We start from the raw sequence: 26,391 nt of genomic DNA, 5'->3' as shown, positions 1-26,391 counted from the left end.
ATGGTCCGCATCCCACCACGCCGCGGCGCGATGTGGTCGGCGCGAGTGCGTCAGATATCGAAACCGGATGGTTCCTATCGCTCATGATTTTCAAGATGTGGCGTTGTCGCGACGCTTGCAAGTCCAACGGACAGCAACATTGAGGGCCAGCAACCGCAGTCCGCCTATACGGGCCGACCATGCCGCCAGATTGCCCCGGAGCAAGCCAACTGGCTGCTCGGAGCAAGCCAATGGGCTGCTCGGAACAAGCCGATAGTGATTTAGAGCAGGCCGAGATCGGCGAGCTCGCGCCGGAGTTTCGGCGGCATTTCGACCTGCCCCGGCTTGCCCTTGCCGAGATCGGCGGGTGCATCCGATGGCTTTAGATAGCGCCAGCCCTGAAAGGCGCGGCGCGGCTGCCAGTCGGTGCGCACCACTTGCGGATCCAGCATCAGATGGCAGCGGCCTATGCCCTCGTCATCGGTGAATGGCCGAATCTCGGTGATCAACTGGCGGCACTGGACGCTTCCCTTGATCACCCAATAGAGCGAGCCGCCGTCGGTAACCTCATCGGCGCGCGTCGGCACCATGCGGGTGGTGTGCCAATGCTCGGCCGGTTCGCCGGCACGGCGCCGCTCGTCGAGGCGGAACGCGATCCATTCTTCGAGATCCTCGACGCTGTCGCAGCCGACGCAGAGCTTTAGGAGGTTGAGAGCCATTGCCCAAGATTTAATCCGTCGCACGGATGCGTCAACGGCCTGAGCAAGTTCTCCACAGTGCCAGCGGGCTCAACACTCCACCACATTGACCGCCAGCCCGCCGAGGCTGGTCTCCTTGTACTTCTCGTTCATGTCAAGGCCGGTCTGGCGCATGGTTTCGATCGCGGCGTCCAGCGGCACGAAATGGGTGCCGTCGCCCTTGATGGCAAGCGAGGCGGCCGTCACCGCCTTGACCGCGCCCAGCGCATTGCGCTCGATGCAGGGCACCTGCACCAGCCCGCCGACCGGATCGCAGGTCATGCCCAGATGGTGCTCCAGCGCGATCTCGGCGGCGTTCTCGACCTGTTCGGGCGTGCCGCCCATGACGGCGCACAGGCCGGCCGCCGCCATGGCCGAAGCCGAGCCGACTTCGCCCTGGCAGCCGACCTCGGCGCCGGAGATGGACGCATTGGACTTGATGATGCCGCCGACGGCGGCTGCCGTGAGCAGGAAATCGCGAATGCTGGGCTGGTCGGCCTCGGGATGGAAATGCAGCCAGTAGCGCAGTACTGCCGGCAGCGTGCCGGCCGCGCCGTTGGTCGGCGCGGTGACCACGCGCCCGCCGGCCGCATTCTCCTCGTTGACGGCCATGGCATAGATCGACAGCCAGTCATTGGCGAGCAGCGGATTGGGCCGGTTCTGCTGCCACTGCTCCTGCAGCTTGTCGTGCAATTGCCTGGCCCGGCGGCGCACCTTCAGCCCGCCCGGCATGATGCCGTCCTGCGACAGGCCGCGCTCGATGCAACTCTTCATGGCACCCCAGATGGCGTCGAGGCCGGCGTCGAGCTCATCGCGCGACATTTGTGTTTCCTCGTTGACCCGCTTCATCTCGGCAATGGAAAGGCCGCTCTTGCCAGCCATCTTCAGCATCTCGAGGGCGTTCTTGAAGGGATAAGGGACTTTTTTGCCTTCGGTCGTCACCGAACCCTTGGCTTTCATGCGCTGCAGCTCTTCTTCCGAAACCACGAAGCCGCCGCCGATCGAATAATAGATGCGCTTGAGCAGCAGGCGGTCGCCGGCATCATACGCATAAAACGCCATGCCGTTGGCGTGGCCGGTGAGCGGCGTCTTGCGGTCGAGCACCAGGTCGCCGGCCGGATCGAAACGGTAGGAGGGGTGGCCGGGCGGTGAAATCAGCTTGTCGGCGGTGATGCGAGCGACAATGCCGTCCGCCTGGTCAGGGTCGACCGTCTGCGGCGTCTGCCCGGCAAGGCCGAGAATGACGGCACGGTCACTGCCATGGCCGATGCCGGTATAGGCGAGCGAGCCGTGCAGGCTGGCGCCGATGCGAGCAACCTTGGCGCCGGCCGGACGCGGCCAGTCGTCTCCGGCGATCTCGTCGAGGAAACGGCGGGCGGCCGTCATCGGTCCCATCGTGTGCGAACTCGATGGTCCGATGCCGATCTTGAACAGGTCGAAAACCGAAAGGAACACGCGCCACAATCTCCCGAAGCCGCTCTGGGACTACATATAGGAACTCCCGCGATGTTTCCGCTGTTTTGAACGGCGCGGCGCAGCGCCCGCCGACCTTGTTTGCTCCGGCAGCGACATGACCGTCGCTGCCGGCGGACGATCGAAGCAATCGCACTGGATGTGATAGGTTCCGCCAATGGGCGATTCCCTCGATCTTTCGACAGCCGATCTCGCGGCGTTGGCGTTCTTCCTCATTGCGTGGGTTCTGCATACGCTCGCCTCGGACGGCGTGCTGGTCAGCCGCATGTCGCTGACAACGGCGATGAATGCGCAGCGTCAAGCCTGGATGCACCGGATGGCCGAGCGTGAGATCCGCATCGTCGACACAGCCATCATGGGTGGCCTGCAGCAAGGCACCGCCTTCTTCGCCTCCAGCTCCCTGATCGCGCTTGGCGGCTGCTTTGCCTTGCTCGGTGCCTCCGACCGCGTCCTCGAGGTGTTGAGCACCCTGCCTCTGGGCGGCGCCCCGTCGCGCCCGGCTTTTCAGATCAAGGTGCTGGGACTGGTGCTGATCCTGGCGTTTTCGTTCTTCAAGTTCGGCTGGGCCTACCGTCTGTTCAACTATTGCTCGATCCTGATCGGTGCTGTGCCGATCCCGCATGGCGAAGCCTCGCGCAACCCGGTCACCGAAACGGCGGTGTGGAGGGCGGCGCAGATGAACATGCTGGCAGGCAAGCATTTTAATTCCGGCCTGCGCGGCGTGTTCTTTTCGATCGGCTATCTCGGCTGGTTCGTCGATCCGGTGGTGTTCGTGCTGTCGACGCTTCTGCTCCTGGCCGTTCTGGTGCGGCGCCAGTTCTTCTCGGCGGCGCGCCGCGCCGTGATCGGTCAGCCGCCAGGTGCGGGAAAAGGCCGATCGATGCGGCCGGACAGCCAATAGGCGAACAGCCCTATCCATTCGCGGATCGCCATTGTGGCCGCCTGCAGCGCATCGGCCGGATTGTCGCGGAACAGGCCGATGCCTTCGTCTCCCGACGTTCGATAGTCGACCGGCCACGGGACGGTCGCGAAGCCGACCTTGTCGAACAGCGCCTTGGCGCGCGGCATATGGTAGGCCGAGGTGACCAGCAGCCAGGTTTCGCCCGGCTTCGGCGCTATCAAGGCCTTGGTGAAGACGGCATTTTCATAGGTGTTGCGCGATTTGCCCTCGAGGATCAGGCGCTCCGGCGCCACGCCAAGCGCGCCAAGCAGGCGCGGCGCGGTGGCGGCATCGCCCTCGCCGTCGAGGAACAATTCGCCATTGCCGCCGGAGACGACCACCTTGGCGTCGGGAAAGCGCCGCGCCAGCACGGCCGTCTCGACCATCCGGTCGCCGCCGCTGTTCAGCTCATAACCGCCGCGCACCAGATTGATGCCGCCCTCGAAGCCGCCGCCGAGCACGATGATGCCATCGACTTTTTGCGGCAGCGGCGGGCGCGGAAAGCGTTCCTCCAGCGGGTTGAGCAGCAATGCGCCGAGCGAGGTCCAGGCCGAAAGCGCCAGAACCAAAAACGCCAGCACGCCGCCGGTGGCTGCCAGCCGCGGGCGGCCGAAAAATGCCGAGACCAGCCCCGCCAGCAGCAGGAAGATCGTCAGGTTGAGCGGCTGGATAAAGAACCAGAAGATTTTCGAAAGATAAAAGAACATCCCTCACCCCTTAGATGAGAAACGATCCTACCACCACTTCTCCGGCTGGAACGTTCCGGCCGCCTGCTCGATGACGGCAGCGGTCTGGAACAGCGTCTCTTCTTCGAACGGCCTGCCGATCAGTTGCAGGCCGAGCGGCAAGCCCTTGGGGTCTAGGCCGGCGGGCACCGCAATGCCCGGCAGGCCCGCCATGTTCACGGTGACGGTGAAGATGTCGTTCAGGTACATCTTCACCGGATCGGAAGCCATGTCCTCGTCTGCAATGCCGAAGGCGGCAGATGGCGTCGCCGGTGTCAGGATGACATCAACGCCGGCGGCAAAGACGTTCTCGAAGTCCCGCTTGATCAGATTGCGCACCTTCTGCGCCTGCAGATAGTAGGCGTCGTAATAGCCCGCCGACAGCACATAGGTGCCGATCATGATCCGGCGCTTGACCTCGCGGCCAAAGCCGGCGGCGCGGGTCTTCTCATACATCTCAACGATGTCCTTGCCCGGCACGCGAAGGCCGTAGCGGACGCCGTCATAGCGCGCAAGGTTGGACGAGGCTTCGGCGGGCGCCACGATGTAATAGGCCGGTAGCGCGTATTTGGTGTGCGGCAAGGAGATGTCGACGATCTCGGCGCCAGCATCCCTGAGCCAGGCAATGCCCTTCTGCCAAAGGGCCTCGATCTCCTCCGGCATGCCGTCGACGCGGTATTCCCGGGGAATCCCAACCTTCATGCCCTTGATCGGCTTGCCGATCGCCGCCTCGTAGTCCGGCACCGGCCGGTCCACCGAGGTCGTATCCTTCGGATCGACGGAGGCCATCGATCTGAGCAGGATCGCGGCATCGCGCACGTCGCGCGCGATCGGCCCGGCCTGGTCGAGCGACGAGGCGAAGGCGACGATACCCCAGCGCGAGCAGCGGCCATAGGTCGGCTTGATGCCGACCGTGCCGGTGAACGCGGCCGGCTGGCGGATCGAGCCGCCAGTGTCGGTGGCCGTGGCGCCCGCGCACAGGAAAGCCGAGACGGCGGAGGCCGAGCCGCCCGACGAGCCACCCGGCACCAGCTGCGCATTGTCCAGGGTGCGCGCGGTCCTGGTGCCGCCGGCCGAAACGAAGCCGCCATCGCCCTGATGCGTGGTCGGCATCACCATCGTATCGACGCGCGAACGCCGCCACGGGTTGACCACCGGCCCGTAATAGGACGTCTCGTTGGACGAGCCCATGGCGAACTCGTCCATGTTGAGCTTGCCCAGCATGACCGCCCCGTCAGCCCACAGATTGGAGGTGACGGTCGATTCGTAATGCGGCTTGAAACCGTCGAGCACATGGCTGCAGGCCTGGGTGTGCACGCCCTCGGTGCCGAACAGGTCCTTAATGCCGAGCGGAATGCCTTCCAGCGCACCGCCCTCGCCTTTGACCAGCCTGGCGTCGGAGGCCTTGGCCATGTCGCGCGCCTTGTCGCCGGTCACCACGACGTAGGCGTTGAGCGCCGGATTGGCGCGCTCGATCGCAGCAAGATAGGCGTCGGCGATCTCGGTCGCGGTGATTTCCTTGGCGCGCAGCTTGGCGCGGGCCTGCGAAATCGTCAGTCGGGTCAGGTCGCTCATCAGGCAAGGCTCTTTTCGTAAAACACCGACCACTCGGAATCGGGATAATCCAGCACCGGACCGCAACGCGAGAAGCCGGAACGTTCATAGACAGCCCAGGCGGCAGGATGGCGATCGCCCGTCTCCAGCACCAGACGCTTCAATCCTTCCTCGCGCGCCAGCGCTTCGACACGCTCCACGATCCTGGCGCCGATTTTCTGGCCGCGATGCGTGGGCCGCGTGTACATGCGCTTGACCTCGCCGACGGCGCCGTCATGGCGCTTCAGCGCCCCGCAACCGATTGCAAAACCGTCGTCGCGGGCGACGAAGACCGTGGTGTCCGGGCCGGCCATCTGCTCGACGGTCAGGTGATAGCAGTGTTCCGGCGGCGTCAGTTCGAGCAGCGTCTCGTTGAGCTCCGCGACCAAGCCGCGCACATCGTCCTGCAGCGGCGTCTCGATGGCGATTTCGATGGCCATCGGCCTGTTACTCCACGACCTTCGGCACGAGGAAGAAGTTCTCTTCCGTGGCAGGCGCGTTGGCGACGATGTCGGCAGCCTTGTTGCCGTCGGTGACGACGTCCTGGCGCTTCTTCATCCCCATCGGAGTTACCGAAGTCATCGGCTCGACCCCGGAAACATCGACCTCGTTCAGCTGTTCGACGAAGCCCAGTATGGCATTCAGCTCGCCGGTCATGCGTTCGGCATCTTCCTCGCTCACCGCAATGCAGGCGAGACGCGCGACGCGCTTCACTGTCTTGACGTCAACGGACATGTTTGTGCCTCGGGAAAACCAGCCCCGGCCTATAGCGGCGCCGCGCGCGGCGCGCAACATGTGCATGCCCACAATCGGGCAAATGACCTCACGGCGGGGCCATGCCCTCGCACAGATAGTAGCTGCCGCTGTTGCCGCTCGCCTCGCTCTCGTCTTCGATGGGCCGGACGGAGACGAGATCGATCTGAGTCGGGCTCATCTGCGTCACCGAGAGCACGTCGGGAAAAACGTAGCCCGGCTCCTGGCAAATGGCCGTCACCGCCCAGCTCGGCGAGCGTGTCGCCTTGCTGATCTGCAAGAACTCGCAATTGTATTCGACCCCTTGCAGGCCATGGGCCGACAGCACGATGTTGCCGGCATCGATCAGCGTCTGCAGGGTATCTTTCCTGGCCTGTGCGCAGAGCTCCTCGGACTTGAGGTATACTCCTTCAATGAAATCGTCCGCGGCAAGCGCCGGCGACGCCGCAAACGGCATCGAAACGCAAAGAGAGTTCCTCAAGCCCATGGTTTAATTCCGTTTTCAATTTATAGTGTGACCGCCTCGCCGATCCCAGGCACGACGACATTCACGCCCGAACCCTCCATTCCGGCGACGAATTTGTCGGGCGTCTGGTCGAGCAGGCCGAAAGTCGCATAGTGGCATGGCACGGCGACATCGAACTTGAAATAGCGGCGGCAGGCGAGAGCAGCGACAGCACCTCCCATGGTAAAGCGGTCGCCGACCGGCACCAGGCCGATCTTCGGCTCATGCAGCTCGTTGACCAGCGCCATGTCCGAGAAGATGTCGGTATCGCCCATGTGATAGAGCGTCTTGTCGTCCTGGAAATGCAGGACCAGCCCGCAGGGATTGCCCATATAGATGCCGTCCCCATAGGACGAGGAATGCAATGCCTGGACAAAAGTCGTCGTGAACGGGCCGCAGTCCACCGTGCCACCGGTGTTGCCCTGGTTGATATTGTTCTGGTCGACGCCCTGGCCGCCGAGATAGCCGCAGACCTCGGGGTTGGCGACCAGCATCGCTCCGGTCTTCTTGAGGATCTCGAGCGCATCGCCGACATGGTCTCCGTGACCATGCGTCAAAAGCACGTGGGTGACACCCTCGGCTGGGCCTTCCCAACTTTTCTTCCAAAGCGGATTGCCGCTCAGGAACGGGTCCATCAGGATGCTTGCGCCCGCCACCTCGATCTTGAAGGCGGATTGTCCGTACCAAGTGAGTTTCATCAGCGAGTTCCTCGATTTTTGTTCCGTCGGAGGATAGAACGGCGTCAGCTCAAGAGCAAAGTGTTACGGCGTCCTCGCGTGTTCAAAGCGCCGCGACGGCGCTGTCGGGTCAAAGGAAAACCGTTGGCTATCATTACCATCGAGGAATTGCCGGCGCGGCTGGCCGGCGGCAGGACGCTTGCCGGGCTCGATCTCGGCGACAAGACCATCGGCGTCGCCGTTTCGGACCGTGGCTTTTCCTTCGCGCATCCGCGCCCGGTCATCATGCGACGAAAATTCTCGCTCGACGCGGCCGTGCTGCTGGATCTGCTGCAAAAGGAGAATGCCGGCGCGGTGGTGATTGGACTGCCGGTCAACATGGACGGCTCGGAAGGTCCGCGCGCGCAGAAATCGCGCGCCTTCGTACGCAACATGGCCGCCTTGAGCGACCTTCCCTTCCTGTTATGGGACGAGAGGCTGTCGACGGTAGCCGCCGAACGGACGCTGATCGAGATGGATTTTTCGCGCGCCAAGCGGGCCGGCAAGATCGATTCGGCCGCCGCCGCCTTTATTCTGCAGGGAGTTTTGGACCGGCTTCGCTTGCTCGGTGCAGCCGCTCGAACTGCACCGGAACCGCCGCCCGCCCCCTGATCCAGCCGATGATTTCACGGCGGCGGCGAAACGCCCAGATCGCCAGCAGCAGCAGGCCGTCGAATATACAGGCTCTTCCAACCATACCGGGAATGATTGCCGGGTCGATGCCGAGCATCTGGCCGTAGAGTTGGAAGACGAAATCATGCAACTGCCGGCTCAGCATGACGTAGCCGAAATTCATGTCGTTGAGCGACAGGTAGAACCAGCCCCAGAAAAGCGCCATCGGAGCCGCCCACAATGCGAAGATGTAACGCATCAGCGGCCTTCCTTCCGGGTCGGCTCGGGCCGGCCCGATATCAGCGAAAGCAGCGAATTGTGGGCTGCGGCCCTGGCCATGCCCTGCGCCGTGGCGTGGATTTCGACCTCATCCAATGCGGCCAGGGTGCGGCGCTCGGCAAGCATGGCGACATAGGAGGCTAGAAGTGCGGCCAATTGCACGGCGACGACCAGGAACAGCCCGTTGATGCCTTGCGCCGCGCCACCGACCAGGATGAGCGAAAGCACGCCGGAAGCGCTGATGAAGGCGACGCGGGCAACGCTGTCGGCGCCCTGATTGCTGGCATTGTTGATCAGCGCCTCGACAAAGGCCCAGAAGAACAGCACCGCCACGATAAGCAGCGCCGTGGCCAGTGGCGCGACCACCACGATATTTTCGAGGTCGACGAAGCGGGCGCTCTCGATCGTCACGCCCAGCACCCCAAGCGCCCCGGCCACGCCGCGGTTTCCATCGATGCAGATGATCGCCAGCAGGGCGAAAACGATCGTCCAGTGCAAGGCGAGAAAAGAGGTCAATACCTGTCGCATCGTGATTCCTGCTTCGACAGGAATGACAGTGGGCTTTGCCGCCAGCCCTCGCAACGGAAACCATTTGTTAAGGTTAACGGCGCGGGGGAATGACCAAGGCGTGGTCCATGGCTGCTGCTCAGGTGGTTGGCGGATAGAGCGTGTCGATGATCATGCGCGCATCATGGCGCGAATCGAGCATGCCGTAGGTGTTGCGCCACTGGCCCGCCAGCCGCGTCTCGACGAAGGCATCGGCGATCCGCCCTGCCCCCAACCGGCGCAATTCCGCCGCCGCCGCCGACAGCGCCAATTGCTCCGTCAGCAGGCGGGCCGAGCCTTCGTCGGTCGCGGCGACTTGCATCGCCGCCTTCAGCACACCGATGGTGCCGCGTCCGCCCGCGCCCAGGTCGCGATCGATGCCGGCAAGCACCTCCTCGAATAGGCCCGGCGCGCGGCCAAGCACGCGCAGCACATCTAGCGCCATGACATTGCCGGACCCTTCCCAGATAGCGTTCACCGGAGCTTCGCGATAGTAGCGGGCGAGCGGCGCCTCCTCGACATAGCCGTTGCCGCCGAGGCATTCCATCGCCTCGTAGAGCAGCGGCGGCGCAATTTTGCAGACCCAATATTTGACGACCGGCGTCATGGCACGGGCAAAGGCCGCCTCGCCGCGATCGCTCGCCGCCTCGTCGAAGGAACGCGCCAGACGGAACGACAGCGCCGTGGCAGCGGCGACGTCGAGCGCCATGTCCGCCAGCACGCGCTGCATCAGCGGCTGCTCGATCAGGTTGGTGCCGAACACCTGGCGATGGCGGGCGTGATGAACGGCTTCGGCCAGACCCGCCCGCATGATCGCCGAAGACGCCACGGCGCAGTCGAGCCGGGTCAAGGTCACCATGTCCATGATCGTCTTCACGCCGGCGCCCGGCTCGCCGACCATCTCACCGATCGCGTTGACGAACTCCACCTCGGAAGACGCATTCGACCGGTTGCCGAGCTTGTCCTTCAGGCGCTGGAAACGGAAGCCGTTGCCCGAGCCGTCGCCAAGGACGCGCGGCACGAGGAAGCACGACAATCCCTCCGGCGCCTGCGCCAGCACCAGGAATGCATCCGACATCGGCGCCGACATGAACCATTTATGGCCGGTCAGGCGATAGAAGCCGCTGCCGACGCGCTCGGCCTTCGTTACATTGGCGCGCACGTCCGTGCCGCCCTGTTTCTCGGTCATGCCCATGCCAAGCGTAAGCCCGGTCTTCTCGACCGGCGGCTTTTGGCTCTGATCGTATTTGCGCGTCGTCACGCGCGGCGCCCACTCGCGGAACAGTTTCGGGCTCGCCATCAGCGCTGCCAGCGAAGCGCTGGTCATGGTGATGGGACACAGATGTCCGGTCTCGAGTTCGGCCGTCAGGTAGAACCGGGCCGCGCGCACCTGATGGCGGCGGCCGATCTCGGCATCGCCGTTCTCCCAGACCGAGGAGTGCAGCCCGTTGGCTACGGAACGGCGCATCAAAGCGTGATAGGCGGGGTGAAACTCGACCAGATCGATGCGCCGGCCCTGGCGATCATGCGTCCTGAGCCTCGGCGTTTCGACATTGGCGAGGCGGGCCAGTTCCTGGGCCTCCTGCGTCAGCACGAAGCGGCCGAGCCCGTCGAGATCCTTGCGCACCGGATCGGAAAAGCGCTCGGCAAGCTGGATCAGCAACGGATCGCCCCGCCAGGCGTTGCCGCCTGTCAGCGGCGGCGGCTGGTTCGTCACGTCGTCGGTCACGCTTCATCCTTACTGCCAGGCGGCTACGAATCCGGAGCCATCGGCTAGATATAGCCCAAGGCGCGCGACGAAAATACCGGGGAGAACAGCCGCAATCCAAAGCTGGCGCTTGCAGCCATGGAACGTCCACCCTATAGCAGCCCCTTGAGATGACCGACGCTTCGTCCCTGCCACTCTATCCCCACCGCCATCTTCTGGGCATCCGCGATCTTTCCCCCGCCGACATCGAGCTTCTGCTCGACAGGGCGGACCGGGCTGTCGCGATCTCGCGGCAATCCGAGAAGAAAACCTCGACACTGCGCGGCCGCACCCAGATCAACCTTTTCTACGAAGCCTCGACGCGGACGCAGTCGTCGTTCGAACTGGCCGGAAAGCGTCTCGGCGCCGACGTCATGAACATGTCGGTGGCGAGTTCCTCGGTGAAGAAGGGCGAGACGCTCATCGACACGGCCATGACGCTGAACGCCATGCGGCCCGACATATTGATCATCCGCCACCAGTCGGCGGGTGCGGCCGCCCTTCTGGCGCAGAAGGTCGGCTGCTCCGTGGTCAATGCGGGGGACGGCGCGCACGAGCATCCCACACAGGCGCTGCTCGACGCGCTGACCATCCGCCGGGCCAAGGGTCCGCTGTCGAAACTGATCGTGGCGATCTGCGGCGACATCCTGCATTCGCGTGTCGCCCGCTCCAATATCATGCTGCTCAACGCGCTCGGCGCGCAGGTCCGCGTCGTCGCGCCCTCGACATTGCTTCCCTCGGGAATCGACAGGATGGGCGTGATCGTCACCGGCTCAATGGCCGAGGGCCTGAAAGATGCCGACGTGGTGATGATGCTGCGCCTGCAGCGCGAGCGGATGGAAGGGACCTTCGTGCCTTCGGTGCGCGAATATTTCCGCTATTTCGGCCTCGACGCCGAGAAGCTGAAGGCGGCCAAGGACGACGCTCTGGTAATGCATCCTGGACCGATGAACCGTGGCGTCGAGATCGCCTCGGAGATCGCGGACGGGCCACAGAGCGTCATCCAGGAACAGGTCGAGATGGGTGTCGCCGTGCGCATGGCGGTGATGGAAGCGCTGCTCGACCCGCGCCGCAACCACGAGGGCCGTGGCGCATGACCATCACGGTGTTCGAGCGCGCCCGCATCATCGACCCCTCGCGCGGCGTAGACGAGACCGGGACGGTCATCGTCGAGGGGAAGAAGATAGCCGCCGCCGACAAGGCTGCGCTGAACCAGGGGGCGCCCGAGGGCGCCACCATCATCGACTGCGCCGGCAAGGCGGTCATTCCAGGCCTGATCGACGGCCGCGTCTTCATCGGCGAACCGGGCGGAGAACATCGCGAAACGATCGCGTCGGCAAGTGTCGCCGCGGCTGCCGGCGGCGTCACCTCGATCGTCATGATGCCCGATACCGATCCGGTCATCGACAATGTGGCCCTGGTCGAATTCGTGCTGCGCACCGCCAAGGACACGGCAATCGTGAATATTTTCCCGGCCGCAGCCATCACCAAGGGCCTCGACGGCCGCGAGATGACCGAATTCGGGCTGCTGCGCGAGGCCGGCGCCGCCGCCTTCACCGACGGCCGCCACACCATATCAAGCGCGCTGGTGATGCGCCGGGCGCTGACTTATGCCCGCGATTTCGGCGCAACCATCGTGCACGAAACCCAGGATGCCGACCTCGCGTCGTCGGGCGTGATGAACGAGGGACTCTACGCCAGCTGGCTAGGGCTTTCCGGCATTCCGCGTGAAGCCGAAACCATCCCGCTGGAGCGCGACCTTGCCCTGGCGCGCCTGACGCGCGGCTCCTACCACGCGGCAAAGATATCGACGGCGATGGCGGCGGCATCGGTGGCGCGCGCGAAGACCGACGGCGCGACCGTCACATCGGGCGTGTCGATCCACAATCTGTCACTCAACGAAAACGATGTCGGGGAATACCGGACCTTCTTCCGCCTGACGCCGCCGCTGCGTGCCGAGGAAGACCGCCTGGCCATGATCGAAGCGATCAGGGACGGCACGATCGACATCATCGTCTCCTCGCACGATCCGCAGGACGTCGATACCAAGCGCCTGCCCTTCGCCGACGCGGCAGCCGGCGCCATCGGGCTGGAAACGTTGCTGGGCGCCGCCTTGCGGCTCTACCACAATGGCGACGTGTCGCTGCCGCGGCTGATCGAGACCTTGTCCACGGCGCCGGCACGGCTGTTCGGCCTGCCTGGCGGCACGCTCAAGCCCGGCGCTCTCGCGGACCTTGCGCTTGTCGATCTGGATGAACCCTGGATCGTCAGCGAAAGCGGCATCCGCTCGCGCTCGAAGAACACCTGTTTCGAAGGCGCGCGCCTGCAAGGCAAGGTCTTGCAAACGCTGGTGGCGGGCCGCACAGTGTTCTCGGTCTGAGCGGGCGGCGGCGCATCGCGCCGGATTCAGCCCGTCAGGGGGAAATGCGGGGGGAACAATGACTTACAACCTGATCCCGGCGCTGGTGCTCGGCTATTTCCTGGGCTCGATTCCGTTCGGGCTTCTGCTGACCCGTGCGGCAGGGCTTGGCGACGTGCGCCAGATCGGCTCCGGCAATATCGGCGCGACAAATGTGCTACGCACCGGCAACAAGGGCCTTGCCGCGGCCACGCTGCTGCTCGACGCGCTGAAGGGCACGGCCGCGGTGCTGATCGCGGGCCATTTCGCGCCCGAACTCGGCGCTTGGGCCGGCCTTGGCGCCTTCCTCGGCCATCTCTTCCCGATCTGGCTCGGATTCAAGGGAGGCAAGGGCGTGGCCACCTATCTCGGCGTGCTGATCGGCCTTGCCTGGCAGGTGGCGCTGATCTTCGCCATCGTCTGGCTGGCCATGGCATTCCTGTTCCGCTACTCCTCGCTTGCAGCGCTGACGGCCGCGGTCGCCGTGCCGATCGCCCTCTATTTCCTGAGCACACCGCAGATTGCCGCATTGTTCGTCGTGATGAGCCTGATCGTCTTCATCAAGCACCGGGCCAACATTTCACGCCTGCTTGCCGGCACCGAGGGCAAAATCGGGGCGAAGGAGTGAGCAAGCCGCTCGCCGGACCGCGCCTCAGCGACCGGCAGCGGTTGAGTTGGCTGCGGCTGATCCGCACCCAGAATGTAGGTCCTGCCTCCTTTCGCGACCTGATCAACCGCTTCGGTTCGGCCGAAGTCGCGCTGGAAATGCTGCCGGAACTGATGATTTCGGGCGGCGCCATCAGGGTCGCCCGCATTCCCTCGATCGCCGAGGCCGAAGCGGAACTGGAGGCCGCAAGGCGGGCAGGCGCCCGCTTTGTCGGTATCGGCGAGCCGGACTATCCCGCCCTGTTGAAAAACATGGACCATCCGCCGCCGCTGCTGGCGGTGAAAGGCGAAGGCGCGGTGTTCCGGCTGCCCGCGGTGGCTATCGTCGGCGCCCGCAACGCCTCGCTCGCGGGCATCAAGATGGCGCGCATGCTGGCGACCGACCTTGGCCGCGACGGTTACGCCATCATCTCCGGCCTCGCGCGCGGCATCGACACTTCAGCACATCAGGGCAGCCTCTCGACCGGCACGATCGGCGTGCTGGCCGGAGGCCTCGATCTGCCCTACCCGCCTGAGAATGCCGGCCTGTGCGACGAGATCGTCGAGCGCGGCGGCGCCATCATTTCGGAGATGCCGTTCGGCTGGCAGCCGCGTGCGCAGGATTTTCCGCGCCGCAACCGCCTCGTCGCGGGCGCGGCAGTCGGTCTGGTGGTGGTCGAGGCGGCGCAGCGTTCCGGGTCCCTGATCAGCGCCAGGCTCGCAGGCGAAATGGGCCGGCTGGTCTTCGCCGTACCCGGCTCGCCGCTTGATCCACGCGCCGCCGGCACCAATGGCCTGCTCAAGGACGGTGCCACCTTGGTCACCGAAGCCGCCGACATTCACAGGGCAATCGCGCCGCTGACCGGTTTGCGGGCCCCCGAACTGCCGCCCTTTGAAGATCCCCTCGATTTCTCGGCCACGCCGCCACCCGGCGAAAACGACCGCGCCAGGGTGACCGAAGCGCTCGGCCCGACGCCGGTGGCGATCGACGAGATCATCCGCCACACCGGCCTGCATCCGGCCCAGGTGTTCATGGTGCTCCTGGAGCTCGACCTCGCCGGCCGGCTCGAACGGCATGCCGGCGGCAATGTCTCGCTGGTCTTCGCGGAAGGCTGACAGCCTCCGTCAGTGGTGATCGCGCTTCTTCTGTTCGGTCTCGGTATAGTCGGGCGTGTTTGCGCCGAACAGGTCCCTCTCGACGGCCTTTCGCCAGACGGCATCGGCGTCTTCAGGACGCGATGGATCGAAAGTTGTCTCCGTGTCCTGCATGCGCCGGCGCGAACGCCGCCGGAGCCACGCGGGCATGATCTCGTGGATGAGGCTGGTGAATTGGATCATTGATCAACTCCTGAAAACCGTTCTTCAAAGGCGCAAAATGCGTTTTGCGGCCTCAACTCTGCCGGACAGTGGGCTGGACCGCCTCCTCAAACCGGCCAGTGCCCGATTGGTCCTGACATAGGGATTCAAGCCAGGCCAGGGTCTCGCCCACATCGGCCAGCGCGTGGCGCGCCACGGTTTTCCCTTGCGGTTTGATGCGGACCGAAATGCCATCCATTTCATTGACGGCTTCGAAGCCGTTCTCATCCGACGTGTCGTCTCCGAGGAATACGGGAATCCGCCCCCGGAAAGCCGGCAACTCGCAGAAACGCCTGATTGCCGCTCCCTTGGCCGCCTCGAGCGGCATCAGTTCCACCCCGGCATTGCCGGCAAGAACCCGATATCCTCGCGGAAGCCGCTCCAGGGCCTGTTCGACCAGTTGCGTCGCCCGTTGCAGCAACTGCGGCGCCGCACGCGTATGAATGGCCAGGATCGGGCCCTTGCGCTCGATATAGACGTCCACATTGTGCAGTTCCGCCTCGATTTCCTCGGCAAGCGCGGCAATGTCGGCGGGCTCGTCGGCCGCCTTGACAGGGCCGTCACGCACAAGCCGGTGCTCCAGGCCGTATAGACCCGCAGCCGGCAGGCGCAGCGGCTGGAAGAGCCGGTCGACGGCGGAAACGGATCTTCCTGTAATGAAAGCCAGAGCGCCAGCCAGACGCCCGTCCAGCCTTGTCAGCATGCTTCGCAACGCATCGCCGACGACCACCGCGTCGGGATGCGCGGCATGTTCCAGAAGCGTACCGTCAATGTCCAGGAAGAGTGCCCATCGGCCTTGCGGGACGGTCGGCACGGACAGATTTGCCGATCCCGACATCACAGCGCCGCGACCCGTTTGCGATCAAGCAGCGATATCACATTGGCCGCGGCAACGGAGCCCGGCCCGGCGGGGTCGATCGCGATTCGCTTGCGCAAGCGGGCGGCGTCGAGAAGCATGCTGCCCGCCCAGCGATAGACATTGTTGTCGCGGACGATCTCGCGCATGCGCTGCATGCGCTGGCGCTGCTCGGCGGGCACCATGGTCAATGCCTGCAGCAACGCCTCGGCCATCATCGTCGCGTCGTAAGGATTGACGATCAGCGCCTCGAGAAGCTCCTTTGAAGCGCCGGCAAACATGCTGAGCATCAGCACGCCTTGCTCGTCGTCGCGCGCGGCGACAAATTCCTTGGCGACCAGGTTCATTCCGTCGTGCAGGCTGGTCACCATGCAGACATCGGCGGCCCGGTAGATTTCGTAGACCTGCTCCTGGGAATGGTGTTCAGCCACCATCAAGACAGGCGTGTAGCCGTCCCGGCCATAACGCTCGTTGAGCTCCGCCGCGCAACGCAGGCATTCCTCGTGCAGTTGCTGGTAGGCCGGCAAGGTTCCACGGCTTGGCGCCGCGATCTGCAGGAAGGCCACCTTGCCGATCCACTCCGGGTGTTGCTTGAACAGTTCGTCCAATGCGTGAAACCGGTCGAGAATGCCTTTCGTATAATCGAGGCGCTCGACGCCGACACAGAGGCTGACATTGTCCGCCAGCCCGAATTTTTCGCGAATTCGCGCGCGGCACTGCGCGATGGCGGGCAATTTCCCGAGTTGAGCCGGCGGCCACTCTATCGAGATCGGATAGGCGTGGACCAGACTGGTCTGGCCGCCATAGGAGATCGCCGAATCCTCGCGCTCGATCCTGCTTTCCAGGAAGCGGTCGACGCTCTCGATGAAGTTGTTGCAGTGGAACTGCGTATGAAAGCCGATGATGGAGCTCCCCAGCAGGCCGTCCAGGATTTTTTCCCGCCAGGGGCAGATGCTGAAGACTTCCGAATTCGGCCACGGAATGTGCCAGAATGTGATGACGATCGCATCGGGCAGGCGTTCCCGGATCATTCGCGGCAGCAGCGCGAAATGATAATCCTGGACGAGGACGATCGGGCGTTCGTTCCGGGCTTCGGCAACGACGGTATCGGCGAATTTGCGATTGACGGCTTCGTATGTTTCCCAGTCGGACGTGCGGAAGACGGGCCGTGTAAAGGCTATGTGGCACAGCGGCCAGAGACCCTCATTGGCAAAACCCAGATAATAGCCTTGCTGTTCCTCTTCGGTCAGCCAGACACGGCGCAACGTGTAGGACGGGTTCTCAGGTGGGACCTCGATGCGGTCGTTCTGGTCGACGACGAGATGATCCGCCGAGCCGCCGCCATAGGCTATCCAGGTTCCCGCGCAGGCACGGGTGATCGGCTCCAGCGCCGAGACAAGTCCACTGGCCGGCACAACCAGGTCGACATTGTCATCCCTGAGATTGTGAATGTAGGGCTCGCGGTTGGAGACGACGATCACTTGCGCATCCGGCAGTTCCTTCGCCAGGATTTCGCGCAGTGTCGAGGGCGACCAGTTGACGAGCGCCGCGTCGGCGGAATGGCCATTCTTTTCGAACTCCCGCAATACGACACGAGCCGGTGGAGGCTCGACATTCGCCGGTTCCGGCGGGGTCCGGCGGGATCGCAGCGCGGAAATCACCAAGGCAACAAGGGAAACGCAGAGGCTGGCAAGAATGACGAACCATAGAGCGGAGGCAGAGTGGAGGAAGTCAAAATTGTTGTCTGGCATCGATGTGAATTGCTCCGGCCTAGGTCGCGCCTCTCCGCGGGGGAGATGGTGCAACGCACGTCGCCGATGATGGTTCCGGTTTTTAGCTGCGCACGATCAAAGGCGCCAACCCTTCATGGCGGTCGGCCAGGAACGCGCCCACACGGTCTCCTACCCGCTGGAACGTCAGGTCGACTGCCGTGCCCGCCACCGCGAGATGGCGGATCACCAGGCTGTCGATGCCGATTGGCAGGCGCGGCCTTGTGACATGGATTTCGCCGGCCCAGCCGTCGATATGGAGGCCCAGACAGGCCTGCATCAGCATGAAGGCGGAACCTGCCGACCAGGCCTGCGGCAGGCAAGCGACCGGATACGCGATCGGCGCCTCGCCCGGTGCGCGGGTGAAGCCGCAGAAGAGTTCGGGCAGGCGCATGTTGAAATGGACGGCGGATTCGAACGTCCCGCTCATCAGCCGCACCACATTGTCGCGAATGCCGTACCGCGCAAGGCCTGCCGCGCATATCGCCGTGTCGTGCGGCCAGATGGAGCCATTGTGATACGACATGGGATTGAAGAATATTGCGTCGTCGGCGAGCGTCCTCAATCCCCAGCCGGAGTGAAAAGAAGCCGACAGCAACTGATCGGCGACGATCCGCGCCCGATCAGGATTCGGAAGTCCGACATATAGCAGATGTCCGGCATTGGATGTGCGCACCTCGCATGGCCGGCCGTCGCCATCGAGCGCCAGCGCGTAATAACCCAGCTCTTCGATCCAGAAATGACTTTCAACCCGCCGGCGGATCTCTTCGGCCCGCCTTTCCCAGCCTTCCGCCTTTTCTGTCTCGCCTCGCCGGCGAGCCAGTCTCGCCAGCCCCTGGAACGCCGCGAAGACGTAGCCCTGCACCTCGACCAGCGCGATCGGCCCCTTCGGGATACGACCGTCTGCATGAAAGACCGAATCAAAGCTGTCCTTCCATCCCTGGTTGGCGAGGCCTGACTCCGCCGCACGCCGGTAGGTGACGAATCCGGTCGAAGCGCTTGCCGCCTCGATCCATTCGGCGGCTGCACATAGCGACTGCCACAGGCCGTCGATAAAGACCATGTCGCCGGTGCGGTCCGCGTAAGCGCAGGCGAGATGAACGTAGAGCGGGGTGGTGTCGACCCCGCCATAGTAGCGGCCGAACGGCAACTCGCTCAGCGCCGTCATTTCACCCTTGCGCGTTTCATGCATGATCTTGCCGGGCTGAGAGTCGCTGAAGGGCGAGGTTTCGGTCGCCTGATGTTGCGCGAGAAAGGCAAGCACGCCGCGCGCCAAGCCGGGATTGAGCCAGAGCATCTGCAACGCCGAGATCACGCCGTCTCTGCCGAAGGCCGTCGAGAACCACGGAATGCCGGCATAGGGATAAGGGCCGGTCGCAAGTTCGGTGGTGAGCAGCGCCACATCGGCACGGGCGCGCTCCATCCAGTCGTTGAACACCCTGCCCGAACTGTGCAGCGTCGCGCCATGGCGGCGCTTGGCGCGCATGCCGAAACGCGCGCGCGCCGCCGCGGCGCGAAACCGGTCGCGGTCGGGCACATCGGCCATCTCGCTGCCGACCTCGACATACAGTGTCTTGCGGCTGCGTTTGGTGACTGCAATGAAGAAATCCGCCCGGTCGGAGGTCAATTCGTCCGGTTTCTGCGAAAACGATATCGTCGACGTACGCACCACCTTGTCCAGGCCTTCATAGCGAAGCAGAACCGAGTTCTGGTCCATCTCGGCGGTATGGGCGGTGCCTCGTTTGGCGCGTGTCGAGCCACGAACTTCGAACATGTCGCGGAAATCGGCGGCGAAGCGCAGCGAAAGCAGGACGGTCGAATGTTCCTGGCTGTAGTTGGAAAGGGTCAGGCGCTCATACAGGCGGTCCTCCCACAGCAGCCTGACACGCTCGATGTGGATCGCTCCTTGCGGGATGGGACGGCCGCCGGCACTCTCTATAGGCAGATTGGTCAGGTTGGAGGTGAACAGGACATTGTCCTGGCTCAGCGATGCGCCCAGCAGCGACGTCGAACGACCGCCCACCGCGAGGCGGAATTCGGAAAGCACGCGCGTGTCGTCGCGGAAGAAGCCGTCGCCCACACCGCGTATGTCGCCATAGGAATCGGCGACGGCGAAGCAGTCGCCATGCTTGAGTGCGAAGAGCCGGTGCGGTTCCCTCGGCGCGGTTTCGTCCAGGGAGGCCAGGGCTATTGCGGGATCAAGCTTGCGCTCGTCAAGTTGGGTGATGGTCAAGAAGACTGTCCCGTGCTTGTTTCTGAACGGGGCACTGTACTAGGAAGCCCTGATTTGTTGAGTGTCGATCGCCTGTGAATAGGTGGCGACATAGTCGCGCGCCATGCGGTCGGCCGAGAACCGTCCTTCGAAAACGGCCCTTATCCGGCGCCTGTCGAGCTGGAGCAGGGCCGGCATGGTGGCGACGGCGTCCTCGAGGGTTTCGACGACGAAGCCGGTCACACCGTGATCGATGATCTCGGGCATGGCGCCGCAGCTCCAAGCCATGACAGGGGTTCCGCAGGCCATGGCCTCGATTACCGCCAGACCAAAAGGCTCGGGCCAGTCGATGGGGAACAGCAAGGCAGCGGCGTTGCCGAGAAACCTGCTCTTCTGGTCCTCGCTGATCTCGCCGACATATTCGACGCGATCGCCATCGATCAGCGGCTGGACGACCTCCTCGAAATAGGCCCGGTCGCCGTCGCCCACCTTGGCCGCGAGCTTGAGCCTCAGGCCCGTGCGCCTGGCAATCTCGATCGCCCGGTCCGGCCGCTTGTCGCGCGACATCCTGCCGAGGAACGCCAGATATGTGCCGTCGGAGCCGGCTTCAAAATCCGGCCCATAGAGATCGAGCGGCAGCCCATGATGGATGGTCGCCAACCAGTTGGCGGACGCGAGCCTCGTCCTCTGGCTGCGTGAAATGGAAATCATCGGAAAACGCGGGAACCGCTCATAGGCCTGTGCCAGATCCACATAGTCCAGCCTGCCATGCGGCGTCGTCACCGTGCGCTCCGGCATATGGCGGAAAAACGGGAAATGCAGGAAGTGGCTGAGATGGAAGTGAAGAATGTCGAAATCGTCGGCCTGTCTCCTGACTTCCTCGAGCATCGAAAGATGCGCCGCGATCTCCGACTTCAACGGCCGGGGATCGAGGCGCAGCGCCCGTTCCCGGCACGCGACCAGCCGGGCGGAGGTCCTGGTATCGCCGCTGGCAAACAACGTTACATCGTGGCCGAGCCCGACCAGAGCTTCGGTGAGATAGGAGATGATGCGTTCGGTGCCTCCATAGAGCCTTGGCGGCACGCATTCATACAGCGGCGCGATATGGGCGATCTTCATTGGCCTGCGTTCCCTCAATAAGCTGGTCAAAGGCAAAAATGCATCAGCGGCGCGATCGTTCCTCCGGTATCGGCAGATGCGTCATTTCTCATGTTTGATGTTCTTCCGGGCGGCCCTATCTCTTTAGGTGCTGCTCCTGCGCGCCATGACGACCCGAGGAGGTTCCGATGCAGCAATCAAAGGACATTGCAGCCCGCCGGCTTGACATGATCATCGAACAATATGTCGAAGCTAGAAAACAGCGCTTCGGCTATGTTTCGACGGACCAGGCCGCCAGGGTGATTCACAGAATCCTGAAACCCACGCCTTCCGACCCCAGCTTTTCGGACCACGAACTCGACGACATGGTCGCGGCCCTCGCCGTCAAGAACGGGTTGGCCGTCGTCTTTGACCGCGGCATCAGAGGATCGGTCGGCGGCACCGAGGCGGAGCTGGACAGAAAGGATCCGACCATGAGAGCACCAGCGGAAGGCCCCGACGTTGCCGGCGCGGTGGACGCGATCCTGGTTCAGCAAAAAACCGCCCCGCTTTCGATGCGCGCGATGATCTCCCTGCTGCGCGAACGCACCGGCACCACCCGATCGGACGCGGATCTGGAAGGACTGATCGCCAAAAAAGCCGCTGTCCTGAACGTGCATTTGTCACGGGACTGAGTGGTGAGCGCGATGGGATTCGAACCCATGACCTACTGATTAAAAGTCAGTTGCTCTACCGGCTGAGCTACGCGCTCCCGTGGGCTGGAAACGGCGCCCTCGAAATGCGCGGAACATAGGGAGAGTGCCTCGACGGGTCAACCGGAAAAAACGGGCCACCAAGCCATGCGTTCCCGCCGTGCCGGCTCTCCCGGCCGGCCGTTTCCGCAAGGACATGCCGAACCTTTGCCAGACAGGCGAAAGACCCTGTGGGCCCCATCGATCCCAAACCGGAGAAACATTACAAATCAGCAACTTGCCTTTTTTTCCAGGAACAATTCGCGAGCGTGCCCGTTTCCTCCGCCACAAGGGACGTCAACCTCTCAAGGAGAAGATCATGAACAAAGTCCTGTCGGGTTTGCTGGCGACCACACTGTCAGCTTCCTTCGCAGTGGCGGCTGCCATGCCGGTCGAAGCCGCACCGGCCTATGTACCGCAGCCTGCATCGATCTCGTCCGATATCCAGACCGTGCAGTACAGGCCCTGGGAGCGGCGCCGTAACTTCCGCGGCGAGTTTCGCGGCAACCGCAACTTCTACCGCGACAACCGCGGAGCCTACTGGAACGGCCATCGCGGCTACCGTGAATACCGTCCGGGCTATCGCCGTCACGGCGATTTCTGGTTCCCGCTTGCTGCTTTCGCCACTGGCGCGCTGATAACCGGCGCGATCGCCAACAACCGGAACCGCGTCTATGAAGGCAATTCGCATGTGCAGTGGTGCTATGACCGTTACCGTTCCTACCGCGCATCCGACAACACGTTCCAGCCGTATAACGGCCCGCGCCAGCAGTGCATTTCACCCTACTGATGGGCGACAGTGTTCGTCAGAGGGATAGAAAGTCAAAGCCCGTGCCGGAAATGGCGCGGGCTTTCTGTGGTGCGACAGCGGTCAACAGGTAGACTGTGATCAGCTGGCCCAATTGATGGTCTTGACCATATAATAAAGCCCGCCACCTTCACCACGGGGTGATCGGTACGCTCCGACGGCATCGCAAATTCGAACCATGACGGCGGTCAATTCCCAACCCAGCACTTCCAGCTGATTGCCCGCATCTATCACGTAAGCCTGAGCCAGTTCGTCAATGCGGTTCTTCTCGCCGAAGAACCGAACCAGCTTTGCATCTCTAAGAAGACTATCGGGCAGATTTGAATTTGCCCACGCCCAGAGCCAGTTCTGTGCCTTGGCATTCGTGGAACCGGCGATCTGGATTTCGGTGATCACCTTGATCGCTCCGTCCTTGGAGAACAAGAGCTTTCCGTTGCTCAAGTCATAGCGCGACCAGTGGCCGATGCGGAATTCTTCCTCCAAGCGCTTATTCTTGGCCTTCAGTTGTTTGATAGCCTCGGCGCGCCAAGCAGAGTACCAGTTTGGCTTCATTTCCCCCTCGCCCAATCTGACTGTTGATTATGATACGCTCAGCGTCCTGCGAACAGCATCGCGCCACCCCGCCAGCTTGGCCGAGCGCGCCGCAGGCTCCATGTCTGGTCTGAAGCGGCGGTCGAGCGCCCATGTCTTGGCGAACTCCCGCGCCTTAGGCCACACGCCCGCCTTCGAGCCGGCGAGCCAGGCGGCACCAAGCGCGGTCGTCTCAAGAATGGTCGGACGGTCGACCGGGGCGTCGAGAATGTCGGCCAGCCGTTGCATGGTCCAGTCGGACGCCACCATGCCGCCGTCGACCCGAAGCACCGTCTTGGCCGCCGTACCTTTCCAATCCTTGCGCATGGCATCGAGCAGGTCGCGCGTCTGGTAGGCCACGGATTCGAGCGCGGCGCGGGCAAACTCCGCCGGCCCCGAATTGCGGGTCAGGCCAAAGATCGCGCCCCGCGCCTCGGCATCCCAGTGGGGCGCGCCGAGCCCGACAAAGGCCGGCACCAGATACACGTCCTGGGTCGGATCGGCCTCGGCCGCCAGCTTGCCGCTCTGTTCGGCCTTGCCGATCACCTTGATGCCGTCGCGCAACCATTGCACGGCGGCGCCGGCGATGAAGATCGATCCTTCCAGCGCATAGGTGGTCTTGCCGTTCAGCCGATAGGCAATCGTGGTCAACAGCCGGTTCTTCGAGCGCACCAGGTCGGTGCCGGTGTTGAGCAGCGCGAAACAGCCGGTGCCGTAGGTCGATTTCATCATGCCGGGCTCGAAACAGGCCTGGCCGATGGTCGCGGCATGCTGATCGCCGGCAACGCCGAGGATCCTTATCTCGGCGCCAAAGAGATTTTTCTGCGTGATTCCAAAATCATCGGCGCAGTCCTTCACCTCGGGGAGCATCCTTGCCGGAATGTTCAGGATGGCCAGCAGCTCGTCGTCCCAGGCATTCTTCTCGATGTTGTAGACTAGCGTGCGGGAGGCGTTTGTGGCGTCGGTGGCATGCACCCTGCCGCCGGTCAGGCGCCAGATCAGGAAACTGTCGATGGTGCCGGCCAGCAATTCGCCTTTCTCGGCGCGTCTCCTGGCGCCTTTCACCTTGTCCAGCATCCAGGCTATCTTCGTGCCGGAGAAATACGGATCGAGCAGCAGGCCGGTCTTCCTGGTGAAGGTCTTTTCCAATCCCTGCTTCTTCAGCTTCCGGCATAGCGGCGCGGTGCGCCGGTCCTGCCAGACGATGGCGTTGTGGATCGGCTTGCCGGTCGCCCTGTCCCAAATGACGACGGTCTCGCGCTGGTTGGTTATGCCGACCGCGGCGACGTCCGATGCCTCCCGCCCGGCATTCTTCAATGCGCCCTTCACGGTCGCCACGACGCTGGCCCAGATATCTTCCGGGTCATGCTCGACCCAGCCGGAAGCAGGATAGTGCTGGGTGAATTCTTGCTGGCTGCTGCCGACGACTTTCATGTCGCCGTCGAACAGAATCGACCGGCTCGACGTGGTGCCTTGGTCGATTGCCAGGACAAAGCCATTCATTCGCACTTCCTCCGTCACGACACAAAGAAGGGAGACGGCAACGTGCCGCCTCCCTGAATTTTACACGGGCGCGAACGCCCGCATAGGTCAGTCCTACTTCTGCCAGCTCTTGACCAGCTCGTCATAGTTGATGGTCTGGGGCTTCTCCTTCTCGTTCTCGATCTTGAGCTGGGGAGCGAGATTGCCGGCCTTGACCGCGTCGGCATTCCAGTAGGCGAGATCATGTTCCTCGGCGAGCTTCGGCCCGATATCGCCTTGGACGCCGGACCTCTCGATGCGGCCCATGACCTTCTCCTGCTCGGCGCAAAGCGAATCCATCGCTTCCTGCGCACTCTTTGCGCCCGACGAGGCATCGCCGATCGCCTGCCACCACAGCTGTGCCAGCTTCGGATAGTCCGGCACGTTTGTGCCGGTCGGCGACCATTGCACGCGGGCCGGCGAGCGATAGAACTCGATCAGGCCGCCGAGCTTCGGCGCGCGCTCCGTGAAGCTCTTGTCGTGAATGGTGGAGTCGCGGATGAAGGTGAGGCCGACATGGCTCTTCTTCACGTCCACCGTCTTCGAGGTGACGAACTGGGCGTAGAGCCAGGCGGCCTTGGCACGGTCGGTCGGGGTCGACTTCATCAGCGTCCACGAACCGACATCCTGGTAGCCGAGCTTCATGCCGTCCTTCCAGTAGACACCGTGCGGCGACGGAGCCATGCGCCATTTCGGCGTGCCGTCGTCGTTCATGACGGGCAGGCCGGGCTTGACCATGTCGGCGGTGAAGGCCGTGTACCAGAAGATCTGCTGGGCAACATTGCCCTGCGCGGGAACCGGACCGGATTCCGAGAAGGTCATGCCCTGCGCTTCCTGTGGTGCGTAGGCCTTCAGCCAATCGAGATATTTCTGGATCGAGTAGACGGCGGCCGGGCCGTTGGTGTCGCCGCCCCGCGCCGTGCAGGAGCCGACCGGCTGCGATTTCTCGTTGACCTTGATGCCCCATTCGTCGACCGGCAGGCCGTTCGGGATACCCTTGTCGCCATTGCCGGCCATCGATAGCCAGGCATCGGTAAAGCGCCAGCCGAGCGACGGGTCCTTCTTGCCATAGTCCATATGGCCGTAGACCTTCTTGCCGTCGACGTCGCGGCCGGTGAAGAACTCGGCAATGTCCTCATAGGCCGACCAATTGACGGGAACGCCGAGATCGTAGCCGTACTTGGCCTTGAAGTCGGCCTTGTTCTTCTCGTCGTTGAACCAGTCGTAGCGGAACCAGTAGAGGTTGGCGAACTGCTGGTCGGGAAGCTGATAGAGCTTCTTGTCCGGAGCGGTGGTGAAGGAGGTGCCGATGAAATCCTTCACATCGAGGTTCGGATTGGTGACATCCTTGCCTTCGCCCGCCATCCAGTCGGTCAGGTTGCGCACCTGCTGGTAACGCCAGTGGGTGCCGATCAGGTCGGAATCGTTGACCCAGCCGTCATAGAGGTTCTGGCCAGTCTGCATCTGGGTCTGGATCTTTTCAACGACGTCGCCTTCCTGGATGACGTCGTGCGTGACCTTGATGCCGGTGATGGCGGTGAAGGCCGGAGCCAGAACCTGCGACTCGTATTGATGCGTCGTCAGCGTTTCCGACACGACCTTGATATCCATGCCGGCGAACGGCTTGGCGGCGTCGACGAACCACTGCATTTCCTTTTCCTGATCGGCGCGCGAAAGCGTCGACAGATCGCCTATCTCCTTGTCAAGAAAGGCTTTTGCCTCGTCCATGCCGGCATAGGCGTTGCCCACGCCGAGCAAGAGGACAAGGGCGGTCGTAGATGTCAATAATTGCCGTCGCATTGTGTTTCCTCCACGTTTGAAA

The 26,391-nt window shown here is 63.4% G+C and carries 27 protein-coding genes and 1 tRNA gene; 8 read left to right on the top strand and 20 right to left on the bottom strand.

Going from position 1 to position 26,391, the window contains the following annotated elements; all coding sequences use genetic code 11:
- Positions 1-260: 260 nt before the first annotated feature.
- Together FJ959_RS27920 and FJ959_RS27915 are read right to left on the bottom strand one after the other, a co-directional pair.
- Positions 261-698: a DUF1489 family protein gene (locus FJ959_RS27920; RefSeq protein WP_140498734.1), complete on the bottom strand. Its 438-nt coding sequence runs from the start codon at positions 696-698 to the stop codon at positions 261-263.
- Positions 699-767: 69 nt separating this feature from the next.
- Positions 768-2,171, bottom strand: a complete 1,404-nt coding sequence (locus tag FJ959_RS27915) for an L-serine ammonia-lyase (RefSeq protein WP_140515342.1) — start codon at positions 2,169-2,171, stop codon at positions 768-770.
- Between the two features lie 175 nt (positions 2,172-2,346).
- On the opposite strand from FJ959_RS27915, the gene FJ959_RS27910 reads away from it, so the two are divergent.
- Positions 2,347-3,090 carry a DUF599 domain-containing protein gene (locus FJ959_RS27910; RefSeq protein WP_140498738.1) on the top strand — a complete coding sequence of 248 codons (744 nt, stop codon included), beginning with the start codon at positions 2,347-2,349 and terminating at the stop codon, positions 3,088-3,090.
- Here the strand turns inward: FJ959_RS27910 and FJ959_RS27905 are convergent.
- The 6 genes from FJ959_RS27905 to FJ959_RS27880 all read right to left on the bottom strand — a co-directional run bounded on the left by FJ959_RS27905 (position 3,039) and on the right by FJ959_RS27880 (position 7,403).
- Positions 3,039-3,836, bottom strand: coding sequence for a YdcF family protein (locus tag FJ959_RS27905; RefSeq protein ID WP_140633220.1), 798 nt, complete (start codon positions 3,834-3,836; stop codon positions 3,039-3,041). The two genes, FJ959_RS27910 and FJ959_RS27905, sit on opposite strands and share 52 nt — an antisense overlap.
- Positions 3,837-3,863: 27 nt before the next feature.
- The gene (locus tag FJ959_RS27900; protein WP_140525252.1) at positions 3,864-5,429 is read right to left on the bottom strand and encodes an amidase family protein; all 1,566 of its coding nucleotides are present in this window, start codon (positions 5,427-5,429) and stop codon (positions 3,864-3,866) included.
- A complete protein-coding gene (locus FJ959_RS27895) occupies positions 5,429-5,887 on the bottom strand; it encodes a GNAT family N-acetyltransferase (RefSeq protein WP_140633217.1) in 459 nt (152 codons plus the stop codon). Before FJ959_RS27895 ends, FJ959_RS27900 begins: the two co-directional genes overlap by 1 nt.
- A gap of 7 nt (positions 5,888-5,894) precedes the next feature.
- Positions 5,895-6,182, bottom strand: a complete 288-nt coding sequence (gatC, locus tag FJ959_RS27890) for an Asp-tRNA(Asn)/Glu-tRNA(Gln) amidotransferase subunit GatC (RefSeq protein WP_140633214.1) — start codon at positions 6,180-6,182, stop codon at positions 5,895-5,897.
- 88 nt (positions 6,183-6,270) lie between these two features.
- Complete coding sequence (locus FJ959_RS27885) at positions 6,271-6,687, bottom strand: hypothetical protein (protein WP_140633212.1); 417 nt, start codon at positions 6,685-6,687, stop codon at positions 6,271-6,273.
- Between the two features lie 20 nt (positions 6,688-6,707).
- Positions 6,708-7,403, bottom strand: a complete 696-nt coding sequence (locus FJ959_RS27880; protein ID WP_140498750.1) for a metal-dependent hydrolase — start codon at positions 7,401-7,403, stop codon at positions 6,708-6,710.
- 123 nt (positions 7,404-7,526) lie between these two features.
- Between FJ959_RS27880 and ruvX the strand changes: the two genes are divergently transcribed.
- Positions 7,527-8,033 carry a Holliday junction resolvase RuvX gene (gene ruvX / locus FJ959_RS27875; protein WP_140498752.1) on the top strand — a complete coding sequence of 169 codons (507 nt, stop codon included), beginning with the start codon at positions 7,527-7,529 and terminating at the stop codon, positions 8,031-8,033.
- Here the strand turns inward: ruvX and FJ959_RS27870 are convergent.
- The 3 genes from FJ959_RS27870 to FJ959_RS27860 form a co-directional block, all read right to left on the bottom strand.
- Complete coding sequence (locus tag FJ959_RS27870; protein ID WP_140498754.1) at positions 7,951-8,292, bottom strand: DUF6105 family protein; 342 nt, start codon at positions 8,290-8,292, stop codon at positions 7,951-7,953. The genes ruvX and FJ959_RS27870 overlap by 83 nt on opposite strands.
- Positions 8,292-8,840, bottom strand: coding sequence for a hypothetical protein (locus FJ959_RS27865; RefSeq protein ID WP_140633209.1), 549 nt, complete (start codon positions 8,838-8,840; stop codon positions 8,292-8,294). Before FJ959_RS27865 ends, FJ959_RS27870 begins: the two co-directional genes overlap by 1 nt.
- 118 nt (positions 8,841-8,958) lie before the next feature.
- Entirely contained in the window at positions 8,959-10,587 is a 1,629-nt protein-coding gene (locus FJ959_RS27860) for a DNA alkylation response protein (RefSeq protein WP_140557729.1), read from the bottom strand.
- A gap of 149 nt (positions 10,588-10,736) precedes the next feature.
- On the opposite strand from FJ959_RS27860, the gene FJ959_RS27855 reads away from it, so the two are divergent.
- The 4 genes from FJ959_RS27855 to dprA are packed head-to-tail and all read left to right on the top strand — an operon-like array spanning position 10,737 to position 14,764.
- Positions 10,737-11,702, top strand: coding sequence for an aspartate carbamoyltransferase catalytic subunit (locus tag FJ959_RS27855; RefSeq protein ID WP_140633206.1), 966 nt, complete (start codon positions 10,737-10,739; stop codon positions 11,700-11,702).
- Positions 11,699-12,985, top strand: coding sequence for a dihydroorotase (locus FJ959_RS27850; protein ID WP_140633203.1), 1,287 nt, complete (start codon positions 11,699-11,701; stop codon positions 12,983-12,985). The genes FJ959_RS27855 and FJ959_RS27850 overlap by 4 nt, the downstream gene beginning before the upstream one ends.
- Positions 12,986-13,043: 58 nt before the next feature.
- Positions 13,044-13,631, top strand: a complete 588-nt coding sequence (gene plsY / locus FJ959_RS27845) for a glycerol-3-phosphate 1-O-acyltransferase PlsY (RefSeq protein ID WP_140515331.1) — start codon at positions 13,044-13,046, stop codon at positions 13,629-13,631.
- A complete protein-coding gene (gene dprA / locus FJ959_RS27840) occupies positions 13,628-14,764 on the top strand; it encodes a DNA-processing protein DprA (RefSeq protein ID WP_140633200.1) in 1,137 nt (378 codons plus the stop codon). The genes plsY and dprA overlap by 4 nt, the downstream gene beginning before the upstream one ends.
- Before the next feature lie 9 nt (positions 14,765-14,773).
- Here dprA and FJ959_RS27835 read toward each other — a convergent pair whose 3' ends face one another.
- From FJ959_RS27835 to FJ959_RS27815, 5 genes are all read right to left on the bottom strand, one after another.
- Positions 14,774-14,986 (bottom strand): hypothetical protein, encoded by a 213-nt coding sequence (locus FJ959_RS27835; RefSeq protein ID WP_140498769.1) that lies wholly within the window; start codon positions 14,984-14,986, stop codon positions 14,774-14,776.
- Positions 14,987-15,038: 52 nt separating this feature from the next.
- A complete protein-coding gene (gene otsB / locus FJ959_RS27830; protein WP_140515329.1) occupies positions 15,039-15,842 on the bottom strand; it encodes a trehalose-phosphatase in 804 nt (267 codons plus the stop codon).
- Positions 15,842-17,611 carry a trehalose-6-phosphate synthase gene (locus FJ959_RS27825; protein ID WP_140515328.1) on the bottom strand — a complete coding sequence of 590 codons (1,770 nt, stop codon included), beginning with the start codon at positions 17,609-17,611 and terminating at the stop codon, positions 15,842-15,844. The genes otsB and FJ959_RS27825 overlap by 1 nt, the downstream gene beginning before the upstream one ends.
- Positions 17,612-17,693: 82 nt before the next feature.
- Positions 17,694-19,856: an amylo-alpha-1,6-glucosidase gene (locus FJ959_RS27820; RefSeq protein ID WP_140584627.1), complete on the bottom strand. Its 2,163-nt coding sequence runs from the start codon at positions 19,854-19,856 to the stop codon at positions 17,694-17,696.
- A 45-nt stretch (positions 19,857-19,901) separates the two neighbouring features.
- A complete protein-coding gene (locus FJ959_RS27815) occupies positions 19,902-20,960 on the bottom strand; it encodes a glycosyltransferase family 4 protein (protein WP_140633197.1) in 1,059 nt (352 codons plus the stop codon).
- 167 nt (positions 20,961-21,127) lie between these two features.
- Here FJ959_RS27815 and FJ959_RS27810 point away from each other — a divergent pair, with 167 nt between their 5' ends.
- Positions 21,128-21,613, top strand: coding sequence for a hypothetical protein (locus tag FJ959_RS27810; protein WP_140557739.1), 486 nt, complete (start codon positions 21,128-21,130; stop codon positions 21,611-21,613).
- Position 21,614: 1 nt separating this feature from the next.
- Here the strand turns inward: FJ959_RS27810 and FJ959_RS27805 are convergent.
- A tRNA-Lys gene (locus FJ959_RS27805) sits at positions 21,615-21,690 on the bottom strand.
- A 299-nt stretch (positions 21,691-21,989) separates the two neighbouring features.
- Here FJ959_RS27805 and FJ959_RS27800 point away from each other — a divergent pair.
- Positions 21,990-22,460 (top strand): BA14K family protein, encoded by a 471-nt coding sequence (locus FJ959_RS27800; RefSeq protein WP_140633194.1) that lies wholly within the window; start codon positions 21,990-21,992, stop codon positions 22,458-22,460.
- Between the two features lie 99 nt (positions 22,461-22,559).
- On the opposite strand, the gene FJ959_RS27795 is transcribed toward FJ959_RS27800, so the two are convergent.
- The 3 genes from FJ959_RS27795 to FJ959_RS27785 form a co-directional block, all read right to left on the bottom strand.
- A complete protein-coding gene (locus tag FJ959_RS27795; protein WP_140633191.1) occupies positions 22,560-23,030 on the bottom strand; it encodes a DUF6882 domain-containing protein in 471 nt (156 codons plus the stop codon).
- 27 nt (positions 23,031-23,057) lie between these two features.
- Positions 23,058-24,551: a glycerol kinase GlpK gene (glpK, locus tag FJ959_RS27790; RefSeq protein ID WP_140633188.1), complete on the bottom strand. Its 1,494-nt coding sequence runs from the start codon at positions 24,549-24,551 to the stop codon at positions 23,058-23,060.
- A gap of 93 nt (positions 24,552-24,644) precedes the next feature.
- Entirely contained in the window at positions 24,645-26,369 is a 1,725-nt protein-coding gene (locus FJ959_RS27785) for an ABC transporter substrate-binding protein (RefSeq protein WP_140498786.1), read from the bottom strand.
- Positions 26,370-26,391 lie beyond the last annotated feature (22 nt).

The sequence above is a fragment of the Mesorhizobium sp. B2-2-4 genome, from assembly GCF_006442375.1.
GTDB lineage: Bacteria > Pseudomonadota > Alphaproteobacteria > Rhizobiales > Rhizobiaceae > Mesorhizobium.
The sequence above is the reverse complement of the archived record's forward strand: the minus strand, read 5'-3'. Positions and strand labels throughout refer to the sequence as shown.

Excerpts from the sequence above, each read along its gene's own strand:
- FJ959_RS27785 (WP_140498786.1), bottom strand. The coding sequence starts at position 26,369 with ATGCGACGGCAATTATTGACATCTACGACCGCCCTTGTCCTCTTGCTC.
- FJ959_RS27900 (WP_140525252.1), bottom strand. The coding sequence starts at position 5,429 with ATGAGCGACCTGACCCGACTGACGATTTCGCAGGCCCGCGCCAAGCTG.
- FJ959_RS27835 (WP_140498769.1), bottom strand. The coding sequence starts at position 14,986 with ATGATCCAATTCACCAGCCTCATCCACGAGATCATGCCCGCGTGGCTC.
- gatC (WP_140633214.1), bottom strand. The coding sequence starts at position 6,182 with ATGTCCGTTGACGTCAAGACAGTGAAGCGCGTCGCGCGTCTCGCCTGC.
- FJ959_RS27870 (WP_140498754.1), bottom strand. The coding sequence starts at position 8,292 with ATGCGTTACATCTTCGCATTGTGGGCGGCTCCGATGGCGCTTTTCTGG.
- FJ959_RS27895 (WP_140633217.1), bottom strand. The coding sequence starts at position 5,887 with ATGGCCATCGAAATCGCCATCGAGACGCCGCTGCAGGACGATGTGCGC.
- FJ959_RS27815 (WP_140633197.1), bottom strand. The coding sequence starts at position 20,960 with ATGAAGATCGCCCATATCGCGCCGCTGTATGAATGCGTGCCGCCAAGG.
- glpK (WP_140633188.1), bottom strand. The coding sequence starts at position 24,551 with ATGAATGGCTTTGTCCTGGCAATCGACCAAGGCACCACGTCGAGCCGG.
- FJ959_RS27880 (WP_140498750.1), bottom strand. The coding sequence starts at position 7,403 with ATGAAACTCACTTGGTACGGACAATCCGCCTTCAAGATCGAGGTGGCG.
- FJ959_RS27855 (WP_140633206.1), top strand. The coding sequence starts at position 10,737 with ATGACCGACGCTTCGTCCCTGCCACTCTATCCCCACCGCCATCTTCTG.
- FJ959_RS27865 (WP_140633209.1), bottom strand. The coding sequence starts at position 8,840 with ATGCGACAGGTATTGACCTCTTTTCTCGCCTTGCACTGGACGATCGTT.
- FJ959_RS27795 (WP_140633191.1), bottom strand. The coding sequence starts at position 23,030 with ATGAAGCCAAACTGGTACTCTGCTTGGCGCGCCGAGGCTATCAAACAA.
- FJ959_RS27825 (WP_140515328.1), bottom strand. The coding sequence starts at position 17,611 with ATGCCAGACAACAATTTTGACTTCCTCCACTCTGCCTCCGCTCTATGG.
- plsY (WP_140515331.1), top strand. The coding sequence starts at position 13,044 with ATGACTTACAACCTGATCCCGGCGCTGGTGCTCGGCTATTTCCTGGGC.
- FJ959_RS27910 (WP_140498738.1), top strand. The coding sequence starts at position 2,347 with ATGGGCGATTCCCTCGATCTTTCGACAGCCGATCTCGCGGCGTTGGCG.
- FJ959_RS27905 (WP_140633220.1), bottom strand. The coding sequence starts at position 3,836 with ATGTTCTTTTATCTTTCGAAAATCTTCTGGTTCTTTATCCAGCCGCTC.
- FJ959_RS27920 (WP_140498734.1), bottom strand. The coding sequence starts at position 698 with ATGGCTCTCAACCTCCTAAAGCTCTGCGTCGGCTGCGACAGCGTCGAG.
- FJ959_RS27800 (WP_140633194.1), top strand. The coding sequence starts at position 21,990 with ATGAACAAAGTCCTGTCGGGTTTGCTGGCGACCACACTGTCAGCTTCC.
- otsB (WP_140515329.1), bottom strand. The coding sequence starts at position 15,842 with ATGTCGGGATCGGCAAATCTGTCCGTGCCGACCGTCCCGCAAGGCCGA.
- FJ959_RS27810 (WP_140557739.1), top strand. The coding sequence starts at position 21,128 with ATGCAGCAATCAAAGGACATTGCAGCCCGCCGGCTTGACATGATCATC.
- FJ959_RS27850 (WP_140633203.1), top strand. The coding sequence starts at position 11,699 with ATGACCATCACGGTGTTCGAGCGCGCCCGCATCATCGACCCCTCGCGC.
- FJ959_RS27885 (WP_140633212.1), bottom strand. The coding sequence starts at position 6,687 with ATGGGCTTGAGGAACTCTCTTTGCGTTTCGATGCCGTTTGCGGCGTCG.